Genomic DNA, 22,978 nt, shown 5'->3' with positions numbered 1-22,978 from the left:
GGATGACGTGCATGCCGATCTTTGCTCCCAAGGATTCCGATTCAGATGCTGTGTTGGCAGCGATCGGCCGATCGCAGGCGATCATTGAGTTTGACCTCATGGGCAATATTCTCGATGCCAATGCCAATTTCTGCAAGGCGCTCGGCTATGACCGCTCGGAAATCGTGGGCAAGCACCATCGCATGTTCGTTCTGCCCGAAGATGCCGAAAAGCCGGCCTATCAGGCGTTCTGGTCCAACCTTGCCAAGGGCGAGTTCGACCAGGGCCAGTATAAGCGGATCACCAAGGCCAAGGACGAGATCTGGATCGAAGCCACCTACAATCCGGTCTTCCGGCGCGGCAAGCCTTATAAGGTCGTCAAGATCGCGACCGATATCACTCCGGCCAAAATGAAGAGCGCCGAGGACGACGGGAAACTGGCGGCCCTATCGCGCGCGCAAGCCGTGATCGAATTTACGCCCGATGGCACGATCCTCGGGGCGAACGAAAACTTCCTTTCCGTGCTTGGCTATAGCGCCGGCGAGATCGTCGGCCGTCACCACGCGATGTTCTGCGCGCCGGACTATGCGAACTCGACCGAATATCGGCAGTTCTGGAAAAAGCTCGCGGCCGGGCAGTTCGTGACCGACCAGTTCCTCCGCTTCGGCAAGGGTGGCAAGCGCGTCTTCATCCAGGCGTCCTATAATCCCATCCTCGACGACAAGGGCCATGTGTTCAAGGTCGTCAAATTTGCGACCGACGTAACGGAGCGCATGTCGGCCGTCGAAGAATTGGGCGCAGCGCTCAATCGGCTGTCGCAGTGCAATATCCGCGTGACCCTCGATTATCCGCTGGTGGGCGAATTCGAGCGCCTGCGGGCCGACTACAATATGGCCATCGGCGAAATCCAGAAGACGCTGGTCAGTGTCTTGGGTCAGACCGGCGACGTGCGCAAAAGCAGCCAGGAAATGTATGAGGCGGCCTTGCAGCTCTCGGACCGTTCCCAGCAGCAGCAAGCCGCCTTGCGCCAGACCTCGGCCTCCCTCGAGCAGATCATGACGACGGTCCGCTCATCGGCCACCAACACCGAGGAAACCCGCAAGCTCGTCCAGACCGCGCGCGAATCGACGAAGGCCTCGACGCTGGTCGTGACCGAGACGGTCAGCGCGATGGAAGATATCGAACTGGCGTCGGGCGAGATCAACAAGATCATCGGGGTGATCGACGACATCGCCTTCCAGACCAACCTTCTCGCGCTCAACGCCAGCGTCGAAGCGGCGCGTGCGGGCGATGCGGGCAAGGGCTTTGCCGTCGTTGCGCGCGAAGTGCGCGAACTGGCCCAGCGCTCGGCCAAGGCTGCAAAGGACATCAAGGTCCTGATCAGCAATTCGGGCGCCAAGGTCATGGACGGGGTGCGTCTCGTCGGCCGGACCGGTGAAACCATCCGGGAAATTGAAGAACTGGTGAAGGCGATCGACCAGAATGTCGATGCGATTGCGAGCGCCGCACAGGATCAGTCCATAGGGCTGCGCGAGATCAATAGTTCGGTGGGCGAGCTTGGCCGGATGACCCAGGAAAACGCCATGATGAGCGACCGCACGACCGAGATCAGTGCGACGCTGCAGCACGGTGCCGATGCGCTCGCGCAACTGGTCGACCTGTTCAAGCTCAACCGGCGTCAGGTCCAGCGCGACGGAACCTCAATCCCGCAAGGCCAGCGCTCGACGGTTCATCTCGGGACTAACAGTCACGCTGCATAATCGTAAGTCAGGGTGATCTTGTTCTGCGGCAGAATGAACCGATTGGGAGTGTAGCCATGAGGGCATCGAGACTTCTGACGGTTCTTGCCTTGGCGACGATGCTGATCTCTGCCGCGCACGCGCAGGATATCATCGAAGGCGATATCCCGGCGGGTCCGCCCTTTGATGGATCAAGCGGCCGCGCAAGCATGTTCGATCTCTACCAGGTTGCGCGCATTGCCACGGCCGCGGGGAGCGAACATCTCGACGCAGATGATGACGAATTGGCTGATGCCATTGGAACGGCGCTGACGACGAAGGGCTATCCGGGCACGCGGCTTGTTATGTCGGACGGCGACAGGGCGTGTGTCGTGGATGACCAAGTAGAGGTCCGCTTCGGCCGACATTCGAACAGCGGAACGGTCGAGGTCGTGGCGGCAAATCAGTATTGGTACTCATTGGGAGAGGCGCCGGCTGACGGCTCACTCCGCACCGAGGATTTTGCGCAGGACTGTTTGCCGTAGCCATCGGCAAATGATCCGACGCCGCGTTTATAAAGCGACGCCGGATTCCAAGGCTATTTCTGCTGCGGAGGCAGTGGTTCGCCGATTGATAGCATCAGGCGATTGGCCCAGTTGAAGAAGGCAGAGGCCGAGATCACGTCGGTGATCTCGAAATCATCGAGGCCGGCTGCGCGCAGCTTGTCGATTTCCGCGCTGCCAAAGGCGATCGGGGTATCGCTGAGGGCGACAGCCGCATCCTTGACGGCATTCCAGCGCTCGCCGAGATCGGCGCCCGTGCCTTCATCGAGCAATTTCTGCACATCGTCGCGGCGCTTAGAATGGCTGGAAGCAAAGCGCGAATGGACCGAAGCGCAGAAGATGCAGCCATTGTGCCGCGAGGTCGCGGTGGCCGAGAGTTCGCGTTCGGCCCGGGGCAGGCCGCCATTGGGATTGTAGAAAATATCCTTGTCGGCCTTGGTGCGGGCTTCGAGCACTTCGGGATCATGCGCGAGCAGCATGAAATAGGGAGACTTTGCGCGGGACGCATCGACGAGACCGGCCCAGTGGCGCTCGGTCAGTTCGGCTTCGGCGAGCGGCTCCAGCCAGGGGGTCCAGCCGAGTTCGTCCTGGGTAAAGATATTGGGGGTATTGGTGTGCGACATCGGTCGAAATTCCTCAGGCGGTGGCGGACGCTGCCTCATGGAGGCGCTCGTTGAGATTGTTGGCGGCCGGATGCGCTGCAAGCGCGCTGAGGCCCTCGACGATGCGTACCTGGAAGGAGAGAAAGGCCACAAGCTGGGAGATCGTGACGATCCCGGCCGTGCTCCAGCCTGCGGCAAGGAGCGCATCGAGCGCTGCCTTGCTTGCGTCGCGCGGGCGGAAGACCAGCAGATGGGCATGTTCGAGAGCCGCGCTCAGTTTCTCGCCGAGCACCGAACGGTTTTCCAAAGACACCGCGTAGATCAGACCAGCCTTGTTTTCCGAGGACAGCGGGCCTTCGGGATAAGTGCCATAGGGGCCGGTGGTTTTGCCCGCGGCGGTTTCCGCCGTGATTGCCGCCACGATATCGGACCTATCGGCGGCACTGTCGAGTGCCTTGGCATAATGGGTACCAAGGACAAGCGGGCCATGAAGACCGGTGACGAAACGGGCAATGGCGAAGCGCTCGAGTGAACTGACCTCGGTTGTATTCACGGGTTCGAACAGCGCTACGTAGGCTTTCTCGATATTGTCGCGGGCCACTTCGCGGTGGCGGCGCAATTGGTCGAGATGCGACCCCGGCGCGATGGACAGAACGCGATCGATGAGATCGGTGGTCATGGAAAAATCCTTGTTCAACTGGCGATTGCGATGGATGGCCGGGCGCGCCAGCCGAGCGCGGGCGCGACTGCGGTGGCGGTGAGTTCGAGCGAGCGCAGGATCAACTCGTGCGGTGGATCGACCGAGTGGACCTGGAAGGAAATGTCGGTGGCGCGCGCGAGCGTCGTATCTTGCGAGAGGCTGTCGATTACGGTCTCGGCTGTGCCGACATGGGTGTCGAAGGCGCGGATCAGATCGGGCAATGTATTGCCCGCGAGGATATGACCGCCCGCCGCGAACTTCACTGCGATCCGGCGGAGGCCTTGGTCGGCCCATTCGAGCGCCGTCGATTGCTCATCTGCGACAAAGAGCGTGCGCGACGCGAGAATGCGCGGTTCGACGCCGGGGGGCAGGTTTTGCAGATAGGCATCGATGATCGGATGCTGCAGGTCGGCAAGGCTGGCGTCCGGATTGTCTGGCGCGCGCGGCTGGGTGCGTGAGAGCATGAGCCCATCGCCCGCCGCGCCGGCACGGGCGCCGCCGTCGACCGAAAATGTGGCCTGCCAGATGCGATCGAGGAGCGGCTTGCGCTCGGGGTGCAGGTGATTGCCGCCACCGAGATCGCCGCCGCCGAGGGCCTTGCGCAGGACATCGAGATTGGCGCCATTGATCGCACCACGCGCGGCGCTTTCGAGCCCGAAGGCGACGAAGGAGCTGGCGGTGCCGCCGCTACCGATGCCAAGTTCGAGCCGGCCATTGCTCAAGAGATCGAGCACGGCAGCGTCTTCGGCGACGCGAATGGGTTGTTCGAGCGGGAGGGTGATGATGCCGGTGCCGAGGCGAATGGTTTTGGTCCGGGCCGCAACGTGGCTGAGGAACACCAAGGGCGACGGGAGCCCGCCTTCTTCATAGTTGAAATGGTGCTGGGCGACCCAGGCGCTGTCAAATCCCAGCCGCTCGGCATGGATGATCTGTTCGGCGCCCAATCGATAACGTTCGCCGGGCGACACGCTGTCGAGCAGGCGGGAGAAAAAGCCCAGGCGCTTGGGGCTGGTCATTCGGCGGCTCCTGAATAGTGGAGGACGGGATGGCTGGCGCCGAGGCGCCGGCCTGGAATGGCGGCAAGGAGATCGCTTGTGTAAGGAGACGCTGGCTCAGTGAAGACGCGCGCAACCAGGCCGGTTTCGACCGCTTGGCCGGCCTGCATCACCGTGACGGTGTGGGCGATCTGGCGCACCACTGAGAGATCGTGGGTGACGAAGAGGTAGGTCAGCCCGAGCTGGTCCTGAAGCTCGGTCAAAAGGTTGAGGATTTGCGCCTGAACCGTCACGTCGAGCGCCGACACGGCTTCATCGAGGACGAGGAAGCGCGGTTCGAGGACCAGCGCGCGGGCAATGGCGACGCGTTGGCGCTGACCGCCCGAGAGGGCGCGTGGATTGCGCGTGATCACATCGGCCGGCAGGCCCACTTTCTCGATCATTGCGGCTGCGCGCTCGTCACGCGCCTTGCGGGTCAAGGTTTCGAAATTGCGTAGCGGTTCGCCAACGATATCGAGGATGCGCTGGCGCGGATCGAGCGAGGTGAAGGGGTTTTGATAGACGAGCTGCACATCGCGCCGGAACAGCCGGCGCGCTTCGCCCGAAAGCGACGTGACCTCCGTGCCGTCGATGAGAATGCTGCCTGCGGTCGGGTGCTGAAGGCCGACAATGCTGCGGGCGGTCGTCGTCTTGCCCGAACCGGATTCGCCGACGAGCGCATGGGTCGTGCCGCGAGCAATGGAGAAAGACACATCGTCGACGGCAAGGACACGGGATTTGCCGTGGCCGAATTCCTGGCGGAGGTTGCGGACCTCGATGGCGGCTTCGGGATTTTCTGGGGCGTCCCTAAACCCTTTTGGCGCGAGGGAGGGCGCATCGGCGAGTAGCTGCTTTGCATAGGCGCTTGTGGGCCGCGCGAGCAGGGCAGACGTCGGCCCCTGTTCCTCGACATGGCCCTTGCGCAGGACCACTACGCGGTCGGCGCGATCGGCGGCGACACCGAGATCGTGCGTGACCAGCAAGACTGCCGTGCCGGATTCGGCGCGCAGTTCGTCGATAAGATCAAGGATGCGGTGCTGGACGGTGACATCGAGGGCGCTTGTCGGTTCATCGGCAATGATCAGCGCCGGTTTGAGCGCGACGGCGATCGCGATCAGCACGCGCTGTTTCATGCCACCCGAGAGTTCGTGCGGATACTGGTTGGCACGCAGTTCGGGATTGCTCAGCCCGACGCGGGCGAGCAGTTCGAGCACGCGCGCGTGGCGCGCCTTGCGATCGCGCCAGCCGTGAAGTTTCAGGATTTCCTCGACCTGCCGGCCGATGGTCAGGACGGGATTGAGCGAGCTGCCGGGGTCCTGCGGTATAAGGCTCACGACCTTGCCGCGAATGGCATCGAAGCGGCGGGACGCCCAATCGCTGAGTTCGGCGTCGTTGAGGCGGATGCTGCCGCTCTCGATCCGGCCATTATCGGGCAAGAGCCCGATGATCGATTGAGCCGTGGTGGTCTTGCCCGAACCGGATTCGCCGACCAGCGCCACGACTTCACCTTCGCCGATGGAAAACGACACTCCATTGACCACCTGCCGCCGGCCTTCGGGGAGATGATAGGAAATGGTCAGGTCGCGGATATCGAGCAGGGACTTTTTGGAGGGAAAGGCCAGCATGTTCATGATGATCTCCGCAGCGATTGGCTGATGCGATTGGCGGCAAGCACGACGAGAATGACGGCAAGGCCCGGAAAGGTCGTCAGCCACCAGGCGGCGGTGAGATATTTGCGGCCTTCCGAAATCAGAAGCCCCCATTCCGGGGTCGGCGGCGGCGCGCCATAGCCGAGAAATCCGAGTGTCGAAATCGCGAGGATGGCGCTGCCGAACTGGAGCGCGGCATAGGCGATGACCGTGCCGAGCGAGTTGGGCAGGACATGGCGCCACAGCACGGCGGCAAAGCGCCCTCCGCTGCCGAAGGCCGCTTCGACATAATCGGCCTGGCGCACGCGGATGACTTCGGAGCGCATCAGCCGGGCAAAGCCGGCAACGATGGTGACGCCTACGGCAACGGCGACATTGACCGTGCCGAAGCCGAGAATGATGATGATCGAGAGCTGCAGCAAAAGCCCGGGCACGGACAGGAGAACATCGACGATCCGCATGATGGCGATGTCGAGCTTGCCGCCCACTGAACCGGCGACGAGGCCCAGCGCGGTGCCGCCGAAAAAGCCGACCGCGACGGCGACGATGGCGCCGGCGAGCGAATTGGCGGCGCCATAGATGATACGCGCGAGGACATCGCGGCCGATTTCGTCGGTGCCGAACCAGTGGGCGGCGTCGGGCGCCTTGAGCTGATTGCCGGCGATGCCGACCGTGCCGCTATGGGGCGTGAAGAGACCGGGGGCCAAGGCCCAGGCGAGCACGACCGCGACGATGGCCCAGGAGAGAACCAGCGTCGGATCAAAGCGCGGAATGCGGCGCGATGGCGCGCGGGTGCCAAAGAGATCGAGCGTCGTCATGCGAGGGCTCCCACTGTTCTTTTGAGACGCGGATCGATGAGGGGCGCGGCGAGATCGACCAGAAGATTGATGAGAATGAAGCCACCGGCGGCGAGGATGACGATGGCCTGAAGGACGGCGGTATCCTGGTTGCTCACCGCCTGTTCGGTAATACGGCCGAGGCCGTTGATGCCGAAGACGGTTTCGGTGACGACGGCGCCGGCCAGCAGTTCGCCGAAGAGGAGGCCGGCAATGGTCAAGACCGGCAAGAGTGCGTTGCGCAGCACATGGCGCCAGAGCACGCCTTTGCGCGTCGCACCTTTGGCCCGCGCCACGGCAACGAAGGGCTGAGCTTCCACCTCGTCGAGGCTGCGGATCAGGATCTGCGCCAGCGGCGCCGCAATGGGCAAAGCCAGCGTCAGCACCGGCAGGATCAGCGCCTGGAATTCATTGGGATTGATGATCGGTACGAGCCGCAGCCGGAAGGAAAAAATCTGGATCAGCATGATGCCGAGCCAGAAGACCGGCACCGAAATCATCAGTGCCGGCAAAGAGGCGAGGGCGTTGCGCAGCCAACGGAATGGCGCGAGGGTCGCGGCAAATGCGATGGCGAAGGCCAGCAGAATGGCGAGGACGAGCGCGAGGCTCGCGAGGCGCAGGGTTGGCGGCAGATTGGTGGCAAGTAGCGTATTGACCGGCACGCCGGCCTGGATGGAATAGCCGAAACTGCCTTGGAGGAAATTCCAAAGCGTATTGCCATACTGCGCCCAAATCGGTGCATCGGCGCCATAGAGCACGCGGATTTCTGCGATCTGCTCGGGTGTCAAACCCATTTCCGGGTTCTGGTATTTGATCAGGATGGCGTCGCCCGGCAGCGCCTGCAGCAGCAGGAAGGACGCCGTGAACGCAAGGAGCAGCACCACCAGGGCCTGTCCGATGCGGGAAACGATCGCTTGGGTCATCGACAACTCCTGAAATAGGGAGGCGCCCCGATGGCGGGGCGCCCCGGTTTGGGATCAGCGCGGGGAAAGCCAGGTGTTGTAAAAGCTCGGGCGCGCAACGGCGTCGAAGGTGACGTCGTGGACATAGGGCGCACCGGCAAAGACCTGCGGCTCTTCAAAGATCGGGATCACATAGGCTTGGTCGAGGAGGTAGGCCTGAACATCGGCCGTGAGCTTGAGGCGCTTGTCGCTATCGGGCTCCGAGGCGATGGAGAGAAGAAGCTTGTTGAGCTCAGGATCTTCCCACGTCGCATTGGGGTTGGTGCCGCCCTTTTGCAAAAGCGAGTCGCGATTGGTCGGATAGAAATTCGACTTGATCACATCGGGATCGGCACGACCGACCATGGCTGGACGAAGCGGGGTCTTCAGCGGGTCGAGATTATCCGTCGTTGCGCTGCCGCTATCGCCGGCCAGCACGTTGAGCTTAACCCCGACCTGCGCCCATTGCTGGCTGAGAAGCTGGAGCGTCGCGCGGTTTTGCGGTTGGGGCAGGGACTCATAGATATTGAGTTCGAGCTTTTGCCCGTCCTTTTCGCGGATGCCATCGGCGCCGGGAACCCAACCGGCCTCATCGAGCAGCGCCTTGGCGCGGTCCTGATCGAAAGCCAGCTTGTCAGAGAGATCGACATAGCCCGAAGCGGTCGAGGCGATCACCGATGTGGCGCGCGGATAGTGACTCGAAAAGAGTGTCGAGACGATCTCTTCGCTATTGGTCGCGGCGGTCAGCGCCTGACGCACTTTTAGATCGGCGACGAGCGGATTTTCGGGACGGAAGGAGACGTTGTTGTTGACCCCGCGGGTTGGCGCGGAGAGGATTTCATAGCCCTGCTGCTCCACCTGCGCTTCATCATAAGCCTGGATCTGGCGGATGACATCGGCCTGTCCGGCGAGCAGCGCGCCGATGCGGACGCTGTCTTCCGGCGTCACGACATATTGGATGGCATCGAGATAGGCCCGACCCTGATGAGCAAGGCTCTCGGGACCCCAGGCATAATCCTCGCGGGCCTTGAGATTGAGGCTCTGGCCGAGCACTTCGCTTTCGACAACGAAGGGGCCGGAGCCGATGATCTTGGTCGCATCGCCCAGTTCGTTATAGGGCTGATCGAGGACGCTCGGGGCCACTAGGCCCGAGCCGATCACCGATGTCGCCTGGAGGAAGCCGGGGGCCGGCGCCTTGAAGACAAACTTGATGGTCAGCGGGTCGATGACTTCGCTGTGGTCATAGTTGTTGATCGCTTCGGCAACCGGATACCCCAGCTCCTTGTTGCCGAGACCGAAGGTGTCGAAGTTCTTGGCGACGGCTTCGGCATCGAGCGGGGTGCCGTCGGAGAAGGTCACGCCATCGCGCAGCTTAAAAGTATATTCGGTCGCGTCGGCATTGATCTCCCAGCTTTGTGCAATCCAGGGCTCATTTTTGAGCGTCTCGGGGTTCTGCCAGGTCAGCTTGTCAGTGATCTGATTGAGAATGCCGCTATTGGGATAAAAGCCGCCAGCCGGGGGATAGAGATTGGTGTGGGCCTGCTGCTCGAGATAAACGAGCGTGCCGCCCTGCACAGGGGTTTCCTGAGCCAGAACTGCACTGGCCGATACCGAGGACAAAAGCGCCCCGACCACCAGAAGGCGACTGAATTTTCCGCTGACGCGCGCGAACAATGACACGGTGTGACCCTTTTCTTCGTAGGCCGCCCTGCAGCCCTAACCGGAGCAAAGCCTATCCCGAGGGCGTCACAAATCAACAATGTCTATGAAACTGGTAGTCTAATATCCCGCGACGGCGTAGCAGTTTTTGCCCGGAGGCTGGTTGGTTTGAAAATCGGCGCGTTTCGGGCACGCATTTGCTGGGGTTGAAGAGGGCCGGACCTGAAACCCGTGATATGCGCTGACGCCCCTCGACCGCTCCACCGGAACCATGGGGGGCGGCGGGTATTGGAGGACACATGGAGTCCTCACGCATGTCTGTCTTATCGTCTTCGCGCTCTATCGGTCTCTTGCTGCCGGTAGCCGTCGGTTTTTCCTGCGCAGATGAGGGACTGGCCCGTGGCTAGTCAGAACGATCCAGCGCTTGTCTCGCCTCTTCTGCCATCGGGCCTTCCCAACCAGCAAAACGGCGACAGCCGGGCGGCAACGCAACCTCCGGCTGCGGCGGTTGGGTTTCGCCTGGCGCAGTTGTGGACGCAAAGCGGCGGCGACCTCTGTTATGTCGCTTCGAGCGAACGGCGGAGCGAGGAGACGGCGCGGGCGCTGGCCGGCTTTGCCGCCGGGGCGGATGTGCTCCATCTGCAGCCCTGGGATTGTCTACCCTATGATCGTGCCCGGCCATCGAGCGAAAGCATGGGACGGCGCATGGCCAGCCTGCGGCGCATGACCGAACCGGCCAAAACCGGTCGGATCGTCGTCACCTCGCCCCAGGCCGTGGTGCAGAAACTGCCGCCGCGCAAAATTGTCGGCGCGGCGCTTCTTACCCTGACGCGGGGAGAGGTGCTTGATCGCGAGGCTTTTGAGCGCTTCGTGTTGCGTACGGGCTATGTGATCGATGATCGCGTGGACGAGCCCGGCGAGATCGCTATTCGCGGCAATGTAGTGGAAGTGTTTCCGGCCGATGCCGATGCGCCGATCCGGATTACGGATGCTGAAGACGGCACGATCGAAACGATGACGCGCTATGATCCGCGCAGCCAGCGCTCGCTTGAGGAAATCGAGACGCTGCAGCTTGGTCCCGCGTCGGAATGGATCGCGGAGGATGCCGACACGGTCGATGTCGATGAGCATCGCCTCGGCGAGCGCTATGACAAGCTTGAGACGCTGTTCGATTATCTCCCCAAGGGGCGGATGGTCGTTTCGCCCATGGCTCACGAGAATATCGCGGCGATCCACGAACAGATCGCCGAAGCCTATTCCACAGCGTGCGATTTCGGGGAAGCGAGAAAACCCCGACCGGTCGACGAGCTTTATCTCGATGCAAAGGCTTGGGATGCGGCTTTCGCCAAGACCGAAGAGTTGGATGTCGATCTCGACGAGCTCGAGACAGTGCCGGACTTTTCGGCGGTGCGCAGCCCGGGCGGGAGCCTTAGCGCTTTCATCAAGGAGCAGTTGGCGCTCAAGCGGCAGGTGATCGTCTGCGGAACGCCGGGCGAGCAACAGCCCCTCCGCAAAATCCTGCGGCGGCAGAGCGTCGACGTTTCGGATCTGGGTGCCGGGCTCGGTGCCTTGGATGGATCGGCTGGCGTCTATATGGCGCCATTCGATCTCGACGAGGGATTTGTCGATGCGCGTGCCGGTCTGGTCGTCATCGCGGCAGCCGATGTGCTGGGGAGCCGATTGAATGCAACCCAATCGGCGCAGCAATTGCTGGCGCCGGTCGAATTGCGGGTGGGCGATGTCGTCGTCCATGAAGACCATGGCGTCGGCATTCTCCGCGATCTGACCCAAGTCGAAGTCGATGGCGTTGCCCAGGATACGATCCGGCTTGAATATCATGGCGATGCGTCGCTGCTGGTGCCGGTCGAGGATTTCAGCAAGCTATGGCGCTATGGTGCCGAGCCCGATGCGGTGACGCTCGATCGGCTCAATACCGATGCCTGGTTCAAGAAGCGCGCCAGCGTCAGTGCCGAGATCGATGAAGCCGCCGCGCGTTTGGCCGAACTTGCCGAAGCGCGGCTCAAGGCCGAAGCGCCGGTGTTGCGGCCGCCAAAGGCCGCCTATCAACGCCTTGCCACGCGCTTCCCCTATGCCGAAACGCCCGATCAGGCAGCGGCGATTGCCGCGGTGCTGGAGGATCTCGGCTCAGGCCGGCGGATGAACCGTCTCGTCTGTGGCGATGTCGGCTTTGGCAAGACCGAGGTGGCGCTACGGGCTGCGGCTGCAGCGGCGCTGGCCGGCAAGCAGGTGGCCGTCGTTGCACCAACGACGGTGCTGGCGCGACAGCACCTTCATAGTTTCGAGCGCCGCTTTGCGGGCACCGAGATAACCATCGGTCACCTCTCGCGTCTCAATTCGGCGGCCGAGAACAAGGCCGTGAAGGCGCAGTTGGAGAGTGGTGAAATCCGCATCGTGGTTGCGACGCACGCCATTGTTGCGGACGATGTGAGCCTGCCCGAACTGGGTCTCGTCATCCTCGACGAGGAGCAGCGGTTTGGCGCCAAGATCAAGCGCCAGCTGCAGGAGATGACCGAAGCCGTTCATATGCTCTCGATGAGCGCGACGCCCATTCCCCGCACATTGCAGGCGGCGATGGTGGGATTGCAGGACGCGAGCATTATCGCGACACCACCAGCGCGGCGGCGGCCGATCAGGACGTTCCTGGTGCCATTCGATGCGGCATCGGCGCGGACGGCACTGCTGCGCGAGAAGCGCCGCAATGGGCAAAGTTTCGTCGTCGTGCCGCGCATCGAAGACATCGCTAAGGTCGCCGAGGAACTGGCGCGCATCGTGCCCGATCTCAGCGTCGTCGTGGCGCATGGCGAACTGCCGGCAAAGGAGATCGATACCGCGCTTCTCGGCTTTGCCAATGGCGAGGGCGATGTGCTGCTCGCGACCAATATCATCGAAAGTGGCCTTGATGTGCCGCGGGCCAATACGATGCTTATCTGGCGGGCGGATCGCTTTGGACTGGCGCAATTGCATCAATTGCGGGGCCGGGTGGGGCGCGGACGAGCGCAGGGCGTGGCCTATCTCTATACCGCGCCCGAAGAGGAGATTGCCGAAGCAACGCGGGCGCGACTCTCGACGCTAGAAGCCTTTGACCGGTTGGGTGCCGGGTTCGAGATCAGCGCGCGCGATCTCGAATTGCGCGGGGCGGGGGATCTTCTGGGTGAGGATCAGGCCGGACACCTGCACCTGATTGGGGCCAGCCTTTATCAGCAACTTCTGGAAGGGGCGCTGCGTCGGGCCAAGGGCGAGGAAACCGAGAAGCGGCGTTCGGCAAAGCTGAACCTTGGCGCATCGGGCAGTATCCCGATCGACTACGTGCCCGAGGCCGTGCTGCGCATCAATCTCTATGCCCGGTTGCAGCGATTTTCGCGGCCAGAAGAGGTGGATGATTTCGCGGATGAACTGGAAGACCGGTTTGGCGATCGCCCACCCGAGGTCGAGATGTTGCTAGACCACGCGCGCTTTGGCCTCAAGGCGGCGGCGCTTGGTGTGGCCCAGATCGATGCCGGTCCTCGCGCCATCGCGTTCACGCCGGCAGATAAGGCCGTTGGCAAAAGACTGGCTTCAAACAAGCGGCTGGAGCAGGCAGGCGAGCGGCTGGTCCATAAGCTTGACGAGGGCGCGGAGCCCCTGGCTGAGCTTTCGATCCTGCTCGATGAAATTCCGGCGTGATCGACTCAGCGGCTTGTTCACGGGAGCAGGGGTAAGAGCGCTGTTGCTGCGATCTATGTAAGCGATGCTTGCATCAGGCAATTGTTTACGACGCGCGAAAAATTGCTGCCTGGCTTCGACTTATCGCCAGGTTGGGCCGTTGCCCAAATCTGGGGGAGTACACTGAATGACCACGCCGCAAATTTTCGCGTTCGGCATCATTTTCTTCATGATGGTCGCCTTCGTCTGGGGCCGATGGCGCTATGATCTGGTCGCCGTCGGGGCGCTTCTGGCGGCAGTTGCAGCGGGGATCGTTGCGCCCGAGGATGCGTTCACCGGCCTTTCCGACGATATCGTCGTGATCGTCGGTAGCGCCCTTGTCGTCAGCGCCGCAGTGGCGCGCTCGGGCGTCATGGAAGTTGCCGTCCGGCGCTTTGCGCCCAATCTGCGGACGCCGCGCGCGCAACTGGTGGTTCTAGTGCTGACAGTCACTCTGCTGTCTGCGTTCATCAAGAATATCGGTGCGCTGGCGATCATGATGCCGATCGCCTTTCAGATGGCGCGAAAATCTGGTGTGTCGCCGTCTCTGTTTCTAATGCCGATGTCCTTTGGTGCGCTGCTCGGCGGTCTGATGACGCAGATCGGTACCTCCCCAAATGTCATCGTCTCCCGCGTGCGCGAGGAACTGACAGGTACTCCGTTTACGATGTTCGATTTCACGCCCGTCGGCGCGTCGCTGGCTTTAGTGGGTGTGGTGTTCCTGGCGCTTTGCTATCGACTTCTGCCCGAGCGCAGCCAGGTCAAAAGCTCGCTCGATCAGGCCATTTCCATCAAGAACTATACGACCGAAGTCCGCGTGCCGGCCGATTCGCCCAGCATCGGGGAAACCGTGGGCGCGGTGCAGCGCCTTGGCGGTGGCCAGGCGATGATCACCGGTATCATCGCGGCGAACGGCAAGCGCCGCCTGCCGCTGCCCGATTCTCTTGTCCATGAAGGCGAACTGCTGATCGTCGAGGGCGAGCCCGATGCACTCGACAGGATCGTCTCGCAGGGAAAGCTCGCCTTTTCCGAAAGGCGCGACCATGCCGTGTCTGCGAGGGAAGTCGGGGTGGTCGAGGCCGTTGTGGGCGATAGTTCGTCGCTGGTCGGCCGCACCGCCAAGGAATTGGCACTGTTCGACGCTGAAGGTCTCAACCTCCTCGCCGTTGCGCGTCGCGATAAACGCCTGACCGAGCGCCTGGGCGAGATCCGCTTTAATGTTGGCGACGTCCTCGTGCTGCAGGGCGATCTCGACACGCTGCCGGGACGGTTGCGCGATTGGGACTGTTTGCCCCTCGTCGAGCGTAACCTGACCATTGGCAGCATCCGCAATGGCCTCATTCCGGTCCTGATCCTCATTCTTGCCATGGGTAGCACGGCGCTTGGCCTTGTTTCAGTCCCGATCGCGTTTTTTGCCGCCGCTGTTTTCATGGTTGCGACCCGTACCGTGCCGCTGCGTGATGTCTATACCCATATCGACGCGCCAATCCTGATCATGCTGGCAGCGCTGATCCCGGTCAGCGACTCGCTGCGCACCACCGGGGCAACGGACCTGATTGCCAATTGGCTGTCCTCGACGGCGTCGGTGCTGCCGGCCTATGGGGCGCTTGCGCTCATTCTGGTCGTCGCGATGGCTGTGACGCCGTTCCTCAACAATGCCGCGACCGTGCTGGTGATGGCGCCGATCGCAGCGACCTTTGCGGCCGATCTCGGCTATCAGCCTGAGGCCTTCTTGATGGCCGTCGCTATCGGCGCCGGTTCCGACTTCCTCACGCCCATCGGCCACCAGTGCAATACGCTGGTGATGGGCCCGGGCGGCTATCGTTTCGGCGATTATTGGCGATTGGGCTTGCCGCTGTCCCTATTGGTGATCCTTGTCTCGGTGCCCATGCTTTTGCTGGTCTGGGCGCTCTAGATAGAGCCTAGGGACAGCACAAAAAGCTGGGTGCGGATCGCGCCCAGCCTCTGCAGCATGTTGATATCCAAACTTAACTGATCAGGCTTTGCGCGGCGTTAGACGCTGCGTCGGCCGGTGAAGAGCTTGAAGAGGACGACGATCACGGCAATCACGAGGAGAAGGTGGATCAGCGCACCAGCGACCTTGAAGGCGAGCCCGACGGCCCATAGTCCGAGCAGAATGATCGCAATTATCCAAAGCATCTGGGTCTCCGTCCTGTTTCGCATCAGATCATAGCTAATGTAGAAGACATCGGGACGTTCCAATTGGCTGGAACAGAACCGGGGCCCTTGTCGATGCGCGTGATCGGTCTTCTTCGTGCCTATGTCGCGCCGCCTTCATTCATTGCCTTTGCGGTGGCGCTCGTCGTCGTCGTTTCGGGAGCGCTGCTGGCTGGGGTCCCGATTTCGGAATCGCTGCTGTTCGGCTTCGACGCGGCCTGTGTGGTGTTCCTGCTCTACCTCTTGCGGCTTCGCGGCCATGACGCGCTCGACATGCGCCGGAGCGCTGCGGCAAACGACACCAACCGCACGGGGCTATTGGCGATTACCATCGTCATTCTCCTTGTGGTGCTTGTTTCCATCGGGACCCTCGTTGGGGACAAGAGCAGCGCCGCAGGCGAAATTCCGCTTGTTCTCGTAACGCTGGCGCTCGCCTGGCTCTTTGCCAATGTCGTCTTCGGGCTCCATTATGCCCACCTCTATTACGGGCAGGCCGATGGCTCCGATCGCGGCGGGCTCGATTTCCCCAAGGTCAATACGCCCGACTATTGGGACTTTTTCTATTTCAGCTTTACCCTCGGCATGACCTTTCAGACCTCCGATGTCAGCATCGAGAGCGGCAGTTTCAGGCGCGTCGTGCTGATCCACACCATGGCGGCGTTCGCCTTCAACATCGGCATTCTCGCCTATGCCATCAATATTTTGGGCGGGCAGACGTGAGATTTTGGGCGGACAGATAGGCTCTGCCCGGGTGTGCCTCAGGCCTCCGCCGCGTTATGCTGAAGCAATGTCGTTTTTATCTGCCGGATAGACCCATGACCGATACCGTTCTTGATCGCTTCCTCCGCTATGTCGTTATCGATACGCAATCCGACGCGGATTCGCCGAGCCAGCCATCGACGGAAAAGCAGAAGGATCTGGGGCGGGTTCTGGTCGAGGAACTGCTCGCGATCGGGCTCAGCGACGCGCATATGGACCAGCATGGCTATGTCTATGCGACGGTGCCGGCCAATACCGACAAGGACGTGCCCGTCATCTGCTTCTGCTCGCATATGGACACGGCGCCCGACTTTTCGGGCACCGGGGTGCAGCCCAAAATCGTCAGCAATTATCGGGGCGGCGATATCACGCTCGGCAATTCCGGCCGGGTCATCAAGGTGGCCGAGCATCCCGAACTGAAAAACCAGATCGGCAATGACCTGGTGACGACGGACGGCACGACCCTCCTTGGCGCCGACGACAAGGCTGGTCTTGCCGAGATCGTGACGGCGGCCAAGATTTTGCTCGAAGACACATCGATCCGGCACGGCACGATAAAACTGCTGTTCACGCCGGACGAAGAAATCGGGCGTGGGGTGGATAAGGCTGATCTCGAAAAACTCGGTGCGCGCTTTGCCTATACGATGGATGGCAGCACGGCCGGGCATGTCGAGGACGAGAGCTTTTCGGCCGATGGGTTGACGCTCGAAATCACCGGCGTTGCCATCCATCCCGGCTATGCCAAGGACCGGATGGAAAATTCCATCAAGATCGCCGGCGCGATCCTGGCGCGGTTGCCGCGCAATGTGTCGCCCGAGGGGACGGAGGGGCGGGATGGCTTCGTGCATCCGACCGAGGTGACCGGGTCGATGGAAAAGGCGGTGATCAAGATGATCATCCGCGATTTCACCGAGGAAGGCCTGCGGCAAAAGCGCGACATGGTCGATGACCTCGCCCGGTCGGTGCTCGCCGATTTCCCCGGCTCGCGCTATGCGATCACGACACATGAGCAATATCGCAATATGAAGCAGGTGCTCGACCAGCACCCTGCAATTATCGAAAACGCCGCCGAGGCGATCCGCCGAGCTGGGATGACCCCGGTGCAAAAATCGATCCGCGGCGGCACGGATGGCTCGCGCCTGTCGTTCATGGGCCTGCCGACCGCCAATATCTTTGCCGGCGGCCACGCCTTCCACTCGCCGCTCGAATGGGTGAGCCGGCAGGATATGGAACGGGCGGTGCAGACCATCGTCGAATTGGCCAAGGTCTGGGAAGAGCGGGCCTGAGCCTGCCTCAAAATCGTCGGATGCTTTGCTAGGGTTGCGGCATGGAAAAAACCGCAACCTCATCCCTTCTCAAGGCGCCGCTGCATCAATTCGAGGCCAAGGATTGGCCCGAGTGGTATGAAGGTGTCGCGGCGCTCGTCGAGAGCGACGATGCCGAAACGCGGGCGGCAGCCATCGAGCGGCTCTCCATGGCCGTGTTCTGGTCGGAACATGCGCAAGTGTTCGATGAGAGTGAAGCGGCAACGGCCGCCAAGCTTGAGCGGGCGCGGTGGCTGCTTGGCCTTGTCGACAGGCAGGCAGAGCGGCACGACGATGTCGTCGCGTTTTTCCTCCATGAGCTGCGATACAAAGGCGATAGCGAGCCCTATCCGCAGGTCATTCTGCCGTGGTTGCGGAAGCTGCTGTCGCATAGCGCGGGGCCGCTGGCAGAGCGGGTCGAGGGCCTGATTGTGCTGATTGACGGGATTGCGGATTGGGATGGCAAGTGCCTGCCCGAAATTCTCGACCATCCATCGGATCATGTGCGGGCTTGCGCTGCCCATGTGTTGGGGCGGATGGGGGCGGGTGAGTCGCAGGACGCGGACGGGACCTATTTAGATTCTGATTTCATTGCGGCGCTGACGGCACGGGAACTCGAGCGGCCGGGGATTGCCGGGCCCTATTGGTCGTCGACAGGATTTTTGCAGTCCGATTTCGACAATCTCGGCTTTGAGCCGCTTGAGTGGATGCTCGGCATCATCGAGCGGCGGCAGGGGCCGGAGCCGCAGGACCTGCCATTCAACGGCATCGATTTTCACGTGCATGAACTGGCGGGTGATCATCCCGGTGCGGTGCGCCGGCTCTGGCGCGCGAGACGGAGCGATCTTGCCGCGATGGCGGCAACGGAAATCCGCGCCGTGATGCCGGGCATGGAGGCGGTGCTGTTCGAACTGGGCGATGACGCCGAAGCTGAGATTGCCGTGGCGGCGCAACTGCATCTGGCCGCTTACTATGGCGTGCTGCACCCGAAAGCTGACTCGGCGCGCATTCGATATGTGCCGGAGTGGCGGAAGGGTGTGGACGCGTTTGTGATCCACTATGGCGAACTGGGGGCGTCGCGTGCCACCGGGATATTTTACCCGAAAGGGCGTGCGGTGCTCGATGACGCGGAAGCCTGGGCGGCGGTGGATGCCGCTCTGCCCGCGGCGGAGCGCGGTACGATCGGGCGGCATTATCTCGCGGTTCATGACGCGGCGCCAGGGCCATATCAGATGGGCGCGGATCTGCTCTACAGTTTTGAGAACGGCGCGCGGGCCGAGTTGATTGGGCGGCGGGATGGGGACGGGTGGATCCGGGTCGATGTGTCGCCGGGGCGTGGGGCGGAACTACGCATTTAGCGACATCCTCCTCCCCACCATTGCCGCCCCAGAAATCCTTCCCATATATCTCTTCGATGATGCAGCGCGCCGGGTTTTTCGGGCGTTTCATCACCGACGCTTCCGTCGTCATGCCGGTGCCTCTTGGGGGCTGGGTGGCGAGCAAGACTTGGAGAGTTGAATGAATATCGAAAAATACACCGAGCGCTCGCGCGGCTTTATCCAGAGCGCGCAGACCACGGCGCTGGGCAAGGGCCATCAGCAGTTTGCGCCGGTCCATCTGTTAAAAGTGCTGCTCGACGATGACCAGGGCTTGGCCTCGGGTCTGATCGAACGCGCCGGGGGCGACGCTAAGGCTGCGCGCGCTGGCGTCGAGGCCGCGCTCAATAAAATTCCAAAAGTTTCGGGCGATGCTGCGCAACTGTCGCTGAGCCGCGACTTGGCGCGCGTCTTCGACACCGCAGAAAGCGCGGCGAAAAAAGCGGGCGATAGCTATGTAACGGCCGAACGCCTGCTGCTGGCCATGGTCGTTGAAAAAGACACCGATGCCGGGCGCATTCTGGCCGCTGCCGGCGTGACGCCGCAGGGCATCAACACGGCCATCGAAGAAATCCGCAAGGGCCGGACGGCTGACTCGGCCTCGGCCGAGAACGCCTATGATGCGCTCAAGAAATATGCCCGCGACCTGACCCAGGATGTACGCGAAGGCAAGCTCGATCCTGTTATTGGCCGCGACGAAGAAATCCGCCGCACCATTCAGGTGCTGAGCCGCCGGACGAAGAACAATCCGGTGCTGATCGGTGAACCCGGCGTCGGCAAGACGGCGATCGCCGAAGGTCTGGCCATCCGTATCGTCAATGGCGACGTGCCGGAATCGCTCAAGAACAAGAGCTTGCTGTCGCTCGACATGGGCGCGCTGATTGCCGGCGCGAAATATCGCGGCGAGTTTGAAGAGCGCTTGAAGTCCGTGCTGTCGGAAGTGCAGTCGGCCGAGGGGCAGATCATTCTCTTCATTGACGAAATGCATACCCTCGTCGGCGCGGGGAAGGCAGATGGGGCGATGGATGCGTCCAATCTCTTAAAGCCCGCTCTGGCGCGCGGCGAGCTTCACTGCGTCGGCGCGACGACGCTCGACGAATATCGCAAGCATGTCGAAAAAGACCCGGCACTGGCCCGGCGCTTCCAGCCGGTCTTCGTGTCTGAGCCGACGGTGGAAGATACGATCTCGATCCTGCGCGGGCTCAAGGAAAAGTACGAACTGCACCACGGCATTCGCATCGCCGACTCGGCCTTGGTAAGTGCGGCGACGCTGTCGAACCGCTATATCACCGACCGCTTCCTGCCCGATAAGGCCATCGACTTGATGGACGAAGCGGCAGCGCGGCTGCGCATGGCTGTGGATTCCAAGCCCGAGGCGCTCGACGAGCTTGATCGGCGCATCATGCAGCTCAAAATCGAGCGCGAGGCGCTGAAGAAGGAAAGCGATGACGGCTCGCGCACGCGGCTCGACCGGCTCGAACAGGATCTGTCTGGGCTCGAAGAACAGGCTCAGGCGCTGTCCTCAAAGTGGCTCGCGGAGAAGGAACGGCTGCAGGGATCGACCAAGCTCAAGGAAGAGCTCGATGCCGCGCGTTCCCAGCTCGAAATCGCGCAGCGGCAGGGCGACCTGGCGCGCGCGGGCGAGCTTGCCTATGGCGTCATTCCCGATCTCGAAAAGCGGCTCAAAACTGCCGACGACCCGAATGGCGATGGCAAGCCCGATCCGGTTATGGCCAAGGAAACCGTCGAGCCGACCGATATTGCCCAGGTGGTGTCGCGCTGGACGGGCATTCCGGTCGACCGGATGATGGAAGGCGAACGCGAAAAGCTCCTCCATATGGAAACCTCGCTTGGAGCGCGCGTCATCGGGCAGTCCGAAGCCGTGGCGGCGGTGGCAAAGGCCGTGCGCCGTTCGCGCGCCGGACTGCAGGATCCGAACCGGCCGATCGGCTCGTTCATGTTTTTGGGGCCAACCGGCGTCGGCAAGACCGAATTGACCAAGGCTTTGGCGCAGTTCCTCTTTGACGACGAGACCGCCATGGTGCGGCTCGATATGTCCGAGTTCATGGAAAAACACTCCGTCGCTCGACTGATCGGCGCCCCTCCGGGCTATGTCGGCTATGACGAAGGCGGTGTGCTCACCGAAGCCGTGCGGCGTCGGCCCTATCAGGTGATCCTCTTCGACGAGATCGAAAAGGCGCATCCCGATGTGTTCAATGTTCTCCTCCAGGTGCTCGACGATGGGCGGCTGACGGACGGGCAGGGGCGTACGGTCGATTTCCGCAACGCGGTCATCATTCTCACCTCAAATATCGGCGCTGAATATCTCGTCGATCTCAAGGATGGGGAATCGGTGGAGCTCGTGCGCGGCAAGGTGCTCGATATGGTCAAGGCGTCGTTCCGGCCCGAGTTCTTGAACCGGATCGACGAAATCCTGCTGTTCCATCGCCTTGGGCGCGAACACATGGGCTCGATCGTCGATATCCAGTTCGGCCGGCTCGAAAAGCTGCTGCACGATCGGGACATCACGCTCGAACTCACCGCCAAGGCGCGCGAGTGGCTGGCGAACGAAGGCTATGATCCCGCCTATGGCGCGCGTCCGCTCAAGCGCGTCATCCAGCGCGCCGTGCAGGACGAATTGGCCGAGGAGATCTTGTCGGGCAAGGTCTCGGATGGATCGCGGATCATCGTCGATGCCGGGGACGAGGGGATTGTTCTCCTTCCTGGCGACGCTGCGGAACAAGACGCAGCGGCATAGTCGTACAGCTGACGGAAAGGGCCGGTCGCAGAATCGGCCCTTTTCTTTTTTAGTGCTCATCGAATCCCGCTTGAAACGGTCACTCTTCGCAGCTAGAACAAAATAAGAACACTGGGGGGCGGCCATGGCAGACAAAATCGACTATATCGAATTTCCTTCGACTGACCGGGCCGCAACCAGCGGCTTCTTTCGCGCGGCCTTTGGCTGGGGCGCGACGAGCTACGGTCCGGACTATGATGCGATCGATGATGCGGGGATCGATGGCGGTGTCGATCAGGCATCCGATAAGGTCGGCGCAACAATGGCCATCGTGCGGACCGAGGATATCGACGATGCCGAGCGCCGGGTGATCGCCGCTGGGGGCGTCATCACCAAGGCGCAGTTCGATTTTCCGGGCGGACGCCGGTTTCATTTCCGCGAGCCGGGCGGCAATGAACTGGCCGTCTGGATCGCCCGGGCCGAATAGGGGCCCTGGCGAAAACTCGCCTAGTCGGAATGGGCGGCGGAGGCGACCTTGGTCGGCGTACCTTCTCGCGCGAGGAGATCGTCGATCTGGGCCATGGCCTGCTTGAAGCTGTCGCGATATTGCGCCGCCAGCACATTGTCCTTGGGCAGTTTCACGCTCAGCGGATCGACGAGATTGCCATTGATGTGCATCTCGAAGTGGAGGTGCGGACCGGTCGATTGGCCGGTCGAACCAACATAGCCGATCACTTGGCCCTGTCGGACCTTTGAGCCAACGCCAAGCCCGTCGACGAAACGCGACAGGTGGCCATAGGCGGTTTCGTAGCCATTGACGTGCTTGATTTCGATCTTGTTGCCGTAGCCCGACTGCCAGCGGTAATATTCGATCGTGCCATCGCCCGCGGCATAGATCGGGGTGCCGGTGCGGGCCGCGAGATCGACGCCGGTATGCAATTTGCGCGTGTGGAAGATCGGATGGATGCGATAGCCGAAGCGCGAGCGAAGCGTGCCGCCGCCTTCGAGCGGGCGGCGATTGAGGAACCGCTTGCCGGTTTCGCCGTCGGGATCATAAAAATCGACCGTGCCGTCGGCGGTTGCGAAGCGATAAAGCTGGCGCTTGGTGCCCGATAGGGTGAGCGACACATAGAGAAGCTCAGGTTTGGCGTCCGGCGTATCCTGGGTTTCGAGGATTTCGATCGTGTCGCCGGCCGCGATGCGCTTGTTCATGTCGACGTCGTAGGCGAACATGCCGATGA

Annotated in this window: 18 protein-coding genes (1 of these 18 cut by a window edge); 9 read left to right on the top strand and 9 right to left on the bottom strand. The window is 62.0% G+C overall.

Annotated features, from left to right (window positions below; all coding sequences use genetic code 11):
* Positions 1–11: 11 nt before the first annotated feature.
* A complete protein-coding gene (locus tag ASG47_RS07500; protein WP_061908130.1) occupies positions 12–1,739 on the top strand; it encodes a methyl-accepting chemotaxis protein in 1,728 nt (575 codons plus the stop codon).
* A gap of 56 nt (positions 1,740–1,795) precedes the next feature.
* Positions 1,796–2,242: a hypothetical protein gene (locus ASG47_RS07495; RefSeq protein WP_061908129.1), complete on the top strand. Its 447-nt coding sequence runs from the start codon at positions 1,796–1,798 to the stop codon at positions 2,240–2,242.
* Between the two features lie 53 nt (positions 2,243–2,295).
* Here the strand turns inward: ASG47_RS07495 and ASG47_RS07490 are convergent, their stop codons facing one another.
* Genes ASG47_RS07490 through ASG47_RS07460 form a run of 7 tightly spaced genes read right to left on the bottom strand, consistent with a single transcriptional unit; the run spans position 2,296 to position 9,657 of the window.
* Complete coding sequence (locus tag ASG47_RS07490) at positions 2,296–2,883, bottom strand: alkylhydroperoxidase domain protein (protein WP_061908128.1); 588 nt, start codon at positions 2,881–2,883, stop codon at positions 2,296–2,298.
* A 13-nt stretch (positions 2,884–2,896) separates the two neighbouring features.
* Positions 2,897–3,541 carry a CMD domain protein gene (locus ASG47_RS07485; protein WP_061908127.1) on the bottom strand — a complete coding sequence of 215 codons (645 nt, stop codon included), beginning with the start codon at positions 3,539–3,541 and terminating at the stop codon, positions 2,897–2,899.
* Between the two features lie 14 nt (positions 3,542–3,555).
* Complete coding sequence (locus ASG47_RS07480) at positions 3,556–4,578, bottom strand: putative FMN-dependent luciferase-like monooxygenase (protein ID WP_061908126.1); 1,023 nt, start codon at positions 4,576–4,578, stop codon at positions 3,556–3,558.
* Positions 4,575–6,221 (bottom strand): dipeptide ABC transporter ATP-binding protein, encoded by a 1,647-nt coding sequence (locus ASG47_RS07475; RefSeq protein ID WP_156464065.1) that lies wholly within the window; start codon positions 6,219–6,221, stop codon positions 4,575–4,577. The genes ASG47_RS07480 and ASG47_RS07475 overlap by 4 nt, the downstream gene beginning before the upstream one ends.
* A 2-nt stretch (positions 6,222–6,223) precedes the next feature.
* Complete coding sequence (locus ASG47_RS07470) at positions 6,224–7,063, bottom strand: ABC transporter permease (protein ID WP_061908125.1); 840 nt, start codon at positions 7,061–7,063, stop codon at positions 6,224–6,226.
* The gene (locus ASG47_RS07465; protein ID WP_061908124.1) at positions 7,060–8,004 is read right to left on the bottom strand and encodes an ABC transporter permease; all 945 of its coding nucleotides are present in this window, start codon (positions 8,002–8,004) and stop codon (positions 7,060–7,062) included. The genes ASG47_RS07470 and ASG47_RS07465 overlap by 4 nt, the downstream gene beginning before the upstream one ends.
* Positions 8,005–8,058: 54 nt before the next feature.
* Positions 8,059–9,657 carry a TIGR04028 family ABC transporter substrate-binding protein gene (locus ASG47_RS07460; RefSeq protein WP_410494080.1) on the bottom strand — a complete coding sequence of 533 codons (1,599 nt, stop codon included), beginning with the start codon at positions 9,655–9,657 and terminating at the stop codon, positions 8,059–8,061.
* A 423-nt stretch (positions 9,658–10,080) separates the two neighbouring features.
* Here ASG47_RS07460 and ASG47_RS07455 point away from each other — a divergent pair, with 423 nt between their 5' ends.
* Both ASG47_RS07455 and ASG47_RS07450 read left to right on the top strand, forming a co-directional pair.
* A complete protein-coding gene (locus tag ASG47_RS07455; protein ID WP_061908123.1) occupies positions 10,081–13,365 on the top strand; it encodes a DEAD/DEAH box helicase in 3,285 nt (1,094 codons plus the stop codon).
* A 166-nt stretch (positions 13,366–13,531) separates the two neighbouring features.
* The gene (locus ASG47_RS07450; protein ID WP_061908122.1) at positions 13,532–15,298 is read left to right on the top strand and encodes an SLC13 family permease; all 1,767 of its coding nucleotides are present in this window, start codon (positions 13,532–13,534) and stop codon (positions 15,296–15,298) included.
* Between the two features lie 98 nt (positions 15,299–15,396).
* On the opposite strand, the gene ASG47_RS20615 is transcribed toward ASG47_RS07450, so the two are convergent.
* Positions 15,397–15,543 carry a lmo0937 family membrane protein gene (locus tag ASG47_RS20615; RefSeq protein WP_156351884.1) on the bottom strand — a complete coding sequence of 49 codons (147 nt, stop codon included), beginning with the start codon at positions 15,541–15,543 and terminating at the stop codon, positions 15,397–15,399.
* A gap of 93 nt (positions 15,544–15,636) precedes the next feature.
* Here ASG47_RS20615 and ASG47_RS07445 point away from each other — a divergent pair, with 93 nt between their 5' ends.
* The 5 genes from ASG47_RS07445 (at position 15,637) to ASG47_RS07425 (ending at position 22,224) form a co-directional block, all read left to right on the top strand.
* Positions 15,637–16,281 (top strand): DUF1345 domain-containing protein, encoded by a 645-nt coding sequence (locus ASG47_RS07445; protein WP_061908121.1) that lies wholly within the window; start codon positions 15,637–15,639, stop codon positions 16,279–16,281.
* A 95-nt stretch (positions 16,282–16,376) separates the two neighbouring features.
* Complete coding sequence (gene pepT / locus ASG47_RS07440; RefSeq protein WP_061908120.1) at positions 16,377–17,606, top strand: peptidase T; 1,230 nt, start codon at positions 16,377–16,379, stop codon at positions 17,604–17,606.
* Between the two features lie 41 nt (positions 17,607–17,647).
* Complete coding sequence (locus ASG47_RS07435; protein ID WP_061908119.1) at positions 17,648–18,982, top strand: hypothetical protein; 1,335 nt, start codon at positions 17,648–17,650, stop codon at positions 18,980–18,982.
* Positions 18,983–19,142: 160 nt separating this feature from the next.
* Positions 19,143–21,758 carry an ATP-dependent chaperone ClpB gene (gene clpB, locus ASG47_RS07430; protein ID WP_061908118.1) on the top strand — a complete coding sequence of 872 codons (2,616 nt, stop codon included), beginning with the start codon at positions 19,143–19,145 and terminating at the stop codon, positions 21,756–21,758.
* Positions 21,759–21,882: 124 nt separating this feature from the next.
* Positions 21,883–22,224 carry a VOC family protein gene (locus ASG47_RS07425; protein WP_061908117.1) on the top strand — a complete coding sequence of 114 codons (342 nt, stop codon included), beginning with the start codon at positions 21,883–21,885 and terminating at the stop codon, positions 22,222–22,224.
* A gap of 20 nt (positions 22,225–22,244) precedes the next feature.
* Here ASG47_RS07425 and ASG47_RS07420 read toward each other — a convergent pair whose 3' ends face one another.
* Positions 22,245–22,978: the end of a M23 family metallopeptidase gene (locus ASG47_RS07420; protein ID WP_061908116.1), read on the bottom strand. It continues 1,240 nt past the right edge of the window; only the last 734 of its 1,974 coding nucleotides appear in the window; the start codon falls outside the window, past its right edge — the gene reads right to left on this strand; its stop codon occupies positions 22,245–22,247.

This window comes from Devosia sp. Leaf420 (assembly GCF_001425445.1).
Lineage (GTDB): Bacteria > Pseudomonadota > Alphaproteobacteria > Rhizobiales > Devosiaceae > Devosia.
This window is presented reverse-complemented; position numbering and strand designations above follow the sequence as displayed.

Coding starts and splice junctions, on each gene's coding strand:
- ASG47_RS07445 (WP_061908121.1), top strand. CDS start 15,637: ATGCGCGTGATCGGTCTTCTTCGTGCCTATGTCGCGCCGCCTTCATTC.
- ASG47_RS20615 (WP_156351884.1), bottom strand. CDS start 15,543: ATGCTTTGGATAATTGCGATCATTCTGCTCGGACTATGGGCCGTCGGG.
- ASG47_RS07435 (WP_061908119.1), top strand. CDS start 17,648: ATGGAAAAAACCGCAACCTCATCCCTTCTCAAGGCGCCGCTGCATCAA.
- ASG47_RS07475 (WP_156464065.1), bottom strand. CDS start 6,221: ATGCTGGCCTTTCCCTCCAAAAAGTCCCTGCTCGATATCCGCGACCTG.
- clpB (WP_061908118.1), top strand. CDS start 19,143: ATGAATATCGAAAAATACACCGAGCGCTCGCGCGGCTTTATCCAGAGC.
- ASG47_RS07485 (WP_061908127.1), bottom strand. CDS start 3,541: ATGACCACCGATCTCATCGATCGCGTTCTGTCCATCGCGCCGGGGTCG.
- ASG47_RS07470 (WP_061908125.1), bottom strand. CDS start 7,063: ATGACGACGCTCGATCTCTTTGGCACCCGCGCGCCATCGCGCCGCATT.
- ASG47_RS07425 (WP_061908117.1), top strand. CDS start 21,883: ATGGCAGACAAAATCGACTATATCGAATTTCCTTCGACTGACCGGGCC.
- ASG47_RS07480 (WP_061908126.1), bottom strand. CDS start 4,578: ATGACCAGCCCCAAGCGCCTGGGCTTTTTCTCCCGCCTGCTCGACAGC.
- ASG47_RS07450 (WP_061908122.1), top strand. CDS start 13,532: ATGACCACGCCGCAAATTTTCGCGTTCGGCATCATTTTCTTCATGATG.
- ASG47_RS07465 (WP_061908124.1), bottom strand. CDS start 8,004: ATGACCCAAGCGATCGTTTCCCGCATCGGACAGGCCCTGGTGGTGCTG.
- ASG47_RS07495 (WP_061908129.1), top strand. CDS start 1,796: ATGAGGGCATCGAGACTTCTGACGGTTCTTGCCTTGGCGACGATGCTG.
- pepT (WP_061908120.1), top strand. CDS start 16,377: ATGACCGATACCGTTCTTGATCGCTTCCTCCGCTATGTCGTTATCGAT.
- ASG47_RS07490 (WP_061908128.1), bottom strand. CDS start 2,883: ATGTCGCACACCAATACCCCCAATATCTTTACCCAGGACGAACTCGGC.
- ASG47_RS07500 (WP_061908130.1), top strand. CDS start 12: ATGCCGATCTTTGCTCCCAAGGATTCCGATTCAGATGCTGTGTTGGCA.